This is a genomic window from Bacteroidota bacterium (assembly GCA_039111535.1).
Taxonomy (GTDB): Bacteria; Bacteroidota; Rhodothermia; order Rhodothermales; family JAHQVL01; genus JBCCIM01.
The window spans coordinates 1-7,257 of record JBCCIM010000259.1 but is presented as its reverse complement, the minus strand read 5'-3'; the positions used below and the strand labels follow the sequence as shown (position 1 = coordinate 7,257).

The following is a 7,257-nucleotide window of genomic DNA, read 5'->3' as shown; positions in this document are numbered from 1 at the left end:
GGTCAATGGCATACTCAAACTGGAATATGGACTTGATGGTTGCTTTATCAACCTCAAGCAAGTACGCCAGGCATTACGAGAGGCAGTCTGGCTCTATAATCACGAACGTCCACATACAACACTCGGCTATCGGAAACCCGATCAGGTCTACCGAACTGGGCTTAAATCACAAACTATACACTAATTTACTGTCAACCTATTTCAGGACTTGACAGGGTAGTAGGCTGTTTTACCCATGTCATCCCATTCAGGAATCAGCAATCAAAAATCCCCAATCAACAATCCTTGAGCCAGTGGCTAAAACCTTAGCCCTAGGTTTAGCACCGGTACTTGTCTATGCGATGGTGGGGCGCTAAAAGATGCAGTCAGCTGTACGTTCGACTTGTTTGCAGCTTGAATGGCTGAGAGGCCGGCCAGGACGCGGTTTGCTACCAGCAGGGCGATGAATATCGAACGCCGGCGGCTGAGCGACTCTGCGTCTTCTCTTAACTCGCGGAATTGCTGGAAGTCGTCTGAGGTATCCCAATTCCAGTGAAAGGCTGGGTCATCAACATAATCGATGCGATCCCAGGCGCGGTTGCGGAGCTGGAAGGTGAGGTACTCATCTGAAGATTGAAATGACGCCAGGTTCAGGTAAAACGCGCGGTCTTTTCCTTCTATAATCGCGTTGCCGCTGGTGGCAGCTAGCGTTTGGTAACTCTGGATAAAGTGGTTTTTACGCCATTCTGCTGATACAAGTCCAATCCACAGCCCGAGATCTGCGCCGGCATGCAGCGTTGCGCGGCCGCGCCATGATCCATCTTGGGCATAACGATGGCCCCATCCCGGCAAGATCAGGCTCAGTGCAAATGCTTTCTGTGCGGACTTCGCTGCGGGTGCTGGCGGTGCCATCGGACTGTCTTGGGCCTGCGCCGGCAGCGCGAAGCAGAAGCACAAAAACACCATCCCTATGTAGTTTGCCTTGATCACAGCTATTTGTAGTTTGAGGTATGCAAGTTAATCTTCATCACGCCCATCCCTGGCAGGTATCATCTGCAGCAGCCGTTGCGATACAACGTGATCTTGCCGGCAAGGTTCGGGTTGAACCGCTGACCGGCAAAATAGAAACCATCGCTGGCGTCGATGTCAGTATTCGAGGCAAGGCTTTGCAGACGGCAATCACCGTGCTTGCGCTGCCTTCGCTAGAAGTTGTTGAGGAAGTCACGTGGCAGGGCACCGTACAGTTTCCCTACATTCCCGGACTCCTCAGCTTTCGCGAAATGCCGGCGATTCTGCCCGCCCTCGAAAAATTGTCGGTTGCGCCCGACGTGTTTATGACCGACAGCCAGGGCCTCGCGCATCCGCGGCGCTTTGGACTTGCCTGCCACCTCGGCGTGTTGCTCGACAGGCCGGCATTTGGCGTCGCCAAAACCCGGTATATCGGTCGTTACGCCGAACCCGGTATTGCAAAAGGCAGCCTGAGTTCGCTTACGGACAAAGGCGAAATTATTGGCAGCGTCGTTCGGACGCGTGACAAGGTGAAGCCTGTCTTCGTTAGTCTGGGGCATTTGATGACCCTGGATGACGCTATTCGGTTAACCCTTGCCTGTACGACGCGCTATAAAATTCCTGAGCCGACGCGGTTGGCGCATAAACTTAGCAAGCGTGTTTAGTTGGCTACAGTGCTTTGTTTCTTTAGCGGGTGCTACACACCCCTGTCCGACTTTGTCGGACTGTCCCCTCTCTAGAGGGGAGGTTTGGGGGGCGCTTGGTTTATCGGTTTGTTTTTTTGTTGATGCTGAGGTTTCTCGGCGGTTTTGACACACCCCTGTCCGACTTTATCGGACTGTCCCCTCTCTAGAGGGGAGTTGGGGGGGGCTAAAATTTTACTGCCATGCGTACGTTGATGGTACGCGGGGTCAGGCGTGTTGGGATGCGGGTCCAGATGCCGTCACTTCGGGGGATCCATGAATAGGCGACAGTATTCACCATGTCGAACACGTTGAGGATTTCACCTGTCAGCTCCAGTTTTACCGGGATGTCGTTGGCGCGGTTGGTAATGACCACCTCTTTGGTCACACCCATGTCGAAGCGGAAGTAGCGCTGGTAGCGGTCTGAAAACCGCTCGCCGGGCACCTGGGTGATGATATTACCAATCCGTTCCCCTTCGATGGGGGGCGTGTAGGGGAGGCCGCTGCCGAAGAGGGTACGCATGTGCAGCTTCCAACTGTCGTCGCCAGGGATGTAATCTGCCACGTAGATGGACACCGTGTGGCGCTGATCGCTCGGGCGTGGATTGCTGCCGTCTTTAAAGTCGTCGGAGAATTCAGGGAGGAAGTCTTCGTTGGTTACGAGGAAGCTGTAGTTGGCCCAGCTTTCGAGGCCGGGTACAAATTCACCGCGTAGCTGCAAGTCGAGGCCATAGGCGTATGCTTCTGCGTCGTTTTCTCCGGAATATACCACGCGAACGTTTTCGATGTCGTACGAAATTACGTTGCTCAATTTTTTGTAATAAGCCTCACCGCGGAGGTAGAAGCGCGACCTTGGCAGGAAGCGTTCCACGCCGGCCACAAATTGCATCGACCGCTGCGCCACCAGGTCCCGGTTGAGGGTATTGATGAGCGAAATGGCTGGATCGGGTTGTCCGCGCAATTCTCGGTACGTTGGTGCCTGGTGGTAGATGCCCCAGGATGCCGTGTAGGTCATCTGTTCGTTGGGCTGGTACCGCATCAACAGGCGCGGGGAGAGGGTCCATTCTTCGTTGAACGAGAAGTAATCTGTGCGCAGGCCAACGGTTGCGACAAACTTGCCCCGTTCTTCGAGGAGGTCGACGGCATCCTGTACGTAGAAGCCGGCTTGCGTTTCGTCGAAGTTTGCTGTTCCGTCGAGGCTGTCGACAACAATCCGGACCACATCGCCCGTCTGGTCCCGGCCAATTACAACCGATTTTTCGCTGAGCTCATCGTCAAATGCGAGGCTGCGGAAGTAACCGCCGGCTTCTGCTGCATGGCGCCTGGTACTGTATTGCCAGCGACTCTGCGCCGTCCAGGTATCCACTTCGATGCGGTTGGCTGCAAAATCTTCTGTGCGCGAAATACCCGTGGTGATAAAGTCTTCGTTGTTGTTCGGGTTGCCGCCTGGATCTACAAGGTACAGCACGGCTTGTCCACTGATGTCGAAGCCTTCTTCTTCAATGGTTTTGAAGTAGGCCACGTCGTGTGAGGCGGTAAGCTGGGGGGAGAACCGGTTTTTGACGCGGAAGCCCCCAAAGCGCGTTTCGTAGCCGTCGCGTTCCTGGCCGTTGAAATCTAGCCACAGCGACTGCAAGTTATTGGGTACGCGTGGATCGGTACTTACGGTGCCGAAGAAGGTGCGGCGGTTGCTGGGGTCGAGGCGGAAGGTATGGTCCGCCCAGATGCCGAGTAATTCGAGTTCGGTGTTGTTGGTGAGCCGGTAGGAAATGAAGGTCTGGATATCCTGGAAATCAGGCTGGTAGTTGCCTTTGAGCTCTTGCGAACTGAAGAGGGAGCGGGCGCGGGCTTTGCGAAAGCCGGCAATCCAGCCCAGCCGGCCATTGAGCGCTGAAGAAGACGCGGTGGCTGTGGCATCGAGCAAGGAAAGCGAGACCGATCCCTGGAAAGGCTCGTTTTCCGGCCGGCGGTAATCCACTTCAAGGGCGGATGAGAGCTTGCCCCCATACCGCGCCGGGAAGCCGCCCGTGTAAAAGGTGATCCGGCCAGCCAGTTCCGGATTAAAAAGCCCAAGGCCTTCCTGTTCTCCCTGGCGGGGGCGGAAAGGCATGTAGACTTCAAACCCGTTGAAGAAAATCAGGTTTTCATTAAATCCACCGCCACGTACGGAGTACTGGCTGGAAAGCTCGTTGTTGGTCACAACACCCGGCACCACTTTCAGGGCACGGAAGCCGTCTTTCAGGGGGGCGGGGATTTTCTGGATGGTCTCCGGGTCGAGCTCGTAGACGCCGGCGTCATTAAAAGCAGCGTCGTCCTCTACCGTGATGCCATCGAGTTTGACGGCTTCCTCATCCAGTTTGTAATCGTACGTATTGGCTATGTCGCGGCGGACAAGGACTGAATCTACAATCGTAGAAAAACCTAATGCGCGGATGACGACTTCGTACGAGCGGGCCGGCAGGCGCATGGTGTAAAACCCATCAGCATCAGCGGCTGTACCGAAGTTGGTCCCGTTTACGATAACGGTAGCGCCGGGAATAGGCTGGTTGGTTGATGCCTGGAGAATACGGCCTTCGAGGGTCCCCCAGTTTTGCGCGAAGAGCGGAGCGCACGGGAAGAGCAGGGACAGGCAAAATATGAGCAAAGATGCACGCAGCATACTAAAACTACTTCCGAGTCAGTGTTGGTTCAGAAAAAAGGTAGTATCAGTGATCTATGCGTGTACTCAAGAATTTGGTTGTGGTGACTTGGAATACGTCGTTCCAGAAGGTTGGTTTCTGGGAGACGGTTGAACGTTACAGGTTTAAGGTTGAAAGTTGGTATGCAAGGAGCACGCCAACTTCCAACCTGAACTTTCAACCTTTAGGAATTGCTATTCGTCACCCGCATCGGATTCCTTATTGGGCTCCGGTGTAGGTGCGTTATGATCTGGGGATTGAGATTGGGTGCGCGCCAGGGAAGTCTTTTTCGGACGTCTTCTGGCATTTGTGTTCTTAGGGTTGGACAACAATTTCCGAAACTTTGGGTGGTGATACCTTCATTTCGTACGACTGGAAAGCTTTTACCTTGACCTGTGGGGTCAAGGTAGTTGCAGAGGTCGCTGAGCGGACATACAGAATCGGAATGCCCCATTCTTGATCGCGTAGACCTTTGGCCGCAATATTATTACGGCTCATGGCCACGGCTACCTCAACGGTAGCGCCACGTGCTAGATTGCTGTAGAAGTTTGATGAAAAGGCAATGGCTGCTTCATCATTAATGCTCATCTGCATTGCTACAACAGCCGGTACGCCGGCTTTTAGCAAGGTCGTGGAAACACCCGCCGACATGAAGTCGCGACCACGTTCCCGGCCCGTCATGCAGGCGTTTAATATCACGAGCCGCAAAGATTCATGGTGCTCCATTACCATTCGCGCCAATTCGTCAGCCCACACGACGTCATGTGTGCCGGCTTCCCAGCGCGTTACATTGAGCCGCAGTAGATCAGGCATCTTTTCCCAAAGGGATTCTGTAAGTACTTGAAACGGCTCCCAGGCAGCTTTTGCATCTTCATAGATTTTGCTTTTTTCCTCAATGCGCTCAGACTGCACGAGGTAAATCCTGAGGGCATCGAGTTTTGGGTGGTGGTCCCAAAGAAAGTCAAGGAAATCGTGAAGGAGTCGGTTCTTGGGCCGCCGGAATCCGCGATATTCTTCGCGTAGTGCATCAATTTCATGTTCGTGCCACAGGTGTTGGCGGTTTCCCTGTTCAAGCAGAATCATACCTTGCCGGCGTTCGGTAATGGCGTTGAGATCATCGTACTGTGACGATAAATCGATTTCACCATTGGCACCTCTGGTGAACCCGGTGCCGCGTGTGAACCCAGTACCTCTGGTGAAGCCAGTTCCGCGTGTGAATCCAGTACCTCTGGTGAAGCCAGTGCCGCGTGTGAACCCAGTACCTCTGGTGAAGCCAGTGCCCCGCGTGAAGCCTGTACCTCTGGTAAATCCAGTGCCGCGTGTGAAGCCGGTGCCTCGGGCACCTGATTCATCCGACAAGGATGCGTCAAACATACTTGCATCGGATTCCTCATCAATAAACGTGATGCGGTTGTATTTATCGACAAGGGTGCTGTTGATAACGTCAGCGTGTCCACTAAAATGAAGGATGTCGAGTCCTCCTCTGGTTTTGTCGAGCTTGCTTTGCAACGATGATCTACTTGTGTTGCACAGTACGTCGATCTCTAGTTTGTCATTAATGCTGAAATGCCGGCCGCAAGGCGGTTCTTCTACAGGTACTTGGGATCCGTTGCTGTTAGATGTATCGGAGGACACTATTCCTCGAGTTGCAGACAAAATATTCTGTATTTCCAGTTCTGTCTCAATATTTCGGAAATCACTTGGCTCGGCTAACGCAATAAGGGCCCTTATTTTCTTGTTTGGCTTGCGCTCCGATGTACGTCCCACAAAGGATTCATGGCGTACAATGGAAATAAAAGGGGCGGTGTGCGATCGCTCAGCTTGCTTGGTAACCAGGTCTTCCTCAAGTCTTTCTTCCAGCCAGGTGATCAATTCTCTTTCTTTAAGCTTCGATTTGGGCTTACCCGATATCAAGTCTGCTTTGGGGCGAAGAGCGCTCATTCGATTGTCCATCCATTTACTGAGCCATGCTTCGAGCCAGGCGTCTTTAGGCAGTGTCCCTTTCCATTCTTTAACAAGTTGTTTTTTGAGGCGATCCTTAAGCTGTGTTTTCTTCAGCTTAAGGACGCATTTAATTTCGTGCTGATTTGGTGGGAGCCCCAGAAAGCCACGGTCTCTTGTCAGGGTGTCCTTTTCGTCTAGCACTCCGAAGTCACCAGCTTTATCCCAGTCTAGCGCCAGGCCACGCATATGATGGTATTCATGCAGGTACATGTACTCCCACGGTAGCGTATTAAGGAATTCGTCATCCAGCTCAAGCATTAATCGTATCCCATGATTTTCTTCGTTCCCTTCCTCAATTTGCCAACCATACACCATCGACCAGCATTGGATGAACATGCGCCGTACGTTCATGGGAAGTATCATGTCACCAAGCATTTCGCCCATTGTCACTAATTCGTGGTTCTGCATAGCGCCTTGCAGTTCAGGGTTTGAAAGTTTGCGCACGTATGGGATGACGTTGGCGTTAAACGGCACAGATACCGGCTCCCGCATGCGTCCGATGGGAGAGTTGGTCACTTCGGCATTGAAAAATTGTCCATCAAAATCACGCAGGCGAACAGCGAAATTGGTGAACTTGATTTCAGATATAGGTTCGAGAGATAAAGGTTCGACGGAATTAGTTGATACAGGCATTGCACTATGGTGATAAAGTGGGTGGAAAATCAGTTGTTCAGGTAGTCTGACCGCAAAGTTTGATAGCGTGGGTCGTTGCGAAGGTCAGTCAACCAGGGGTCGGGGTCGATTACATGTAGCAAGTCTTTTTCGAGGGCGCGTTCGACGCGGTACAGCTACCGGCCTGATTGCCTCGCTTTACGACACCGAATTTGACGATTCCTGGGGTGAGTATTATATCGCCCGCATCCAGGAAGTCCTCGGCAATCGAAACCGCGCGCTGTACCGCGTCG

6 protein-coding genes are annotated in these 7,257 nt (G+C 53.0%); 3 read left to right on the top strand and 3 right to left on the bottom strand.

The features are described from left to right. On the top strand, window positions 1-184 hold a 184-nt coding region (locus tag AAF564_24745; GenBank protein MEM8488778.1), incomplete at its 5' end, for an integrase core domain-containing protein. Window positions 185-297: 113 nt separating this feature from the next. On the opposite strand, the gene AAF564_24740 is transcribed toward AAF564_24745, so the two are convergent. Next, window positions 298-969, bottom strand: coding sequence for a hypothetical protein (locus AAF564_24740; GenBank protein ID MEM8488777.1), 672 nt, complete (start codon window positions 967-969; stop codon window positions 298-300). Between the two features lie 20 nt (window positions 970-989). Here AAF564_24740 and nfi point away from each other — a divergent pair, with 20 nt between their 5' ends. Continuing rightward, the gene (nfi, locus tag AAF564_24735) at window positions 990-1,652 is read left to right on the top strand and encodes a deoxyribonuclease V (protein MEM8488776.1); all 663 of its coding nucleotides are present in this window, start codon (window positions 990-992) and stop codon (window positions 1,650-1,652) included. A 205-nt stretch (window positions 1,653-1,857) separates the two neighbouring features. On the opposite strand, the gene AAF564_24730 is transcribed toward nfi, so the two are convergent. Together AAF564_24730 and AAF564_24725 are read right to left on the bottom strand one after the other, a co-directional pair. Continuing rightward, complete coding sequence (locus AAF564_24730) at window positions 1,858-4,329, bottom strand: TonB-dependent receptor (protein ID MEM8488775.1); 2,472 nt, start codon at window positions 4,327-4,329, stop codon at window positions 1,858-1,860. Window positions 4,330-4,663: 334 nt separating this feature from the next. Next, window positions 4,664-6,985: a CHAT domain-containing protein gene (locus tag AAF564_24725; protein MEM8488774.1), complete on the bottom strand. Its 2,322-nt coding sequence runs from the start codon at window positions 6,983-6,985 to the stop codon at window positions 4,664-4,666. A gap of 67 nt (window positions 6,986-7,052) precedes the next feature. Between AAF564_24725 and AAF564_24720 the strand changes: the two genes are divergently transcribed. After that, on the top strand, window positions 7,053-7,257 hold a 205-nt coding region (locus AAF564_24720), incomplete at its 3' end, for a hypothetical protein (protein MEM8488773.1).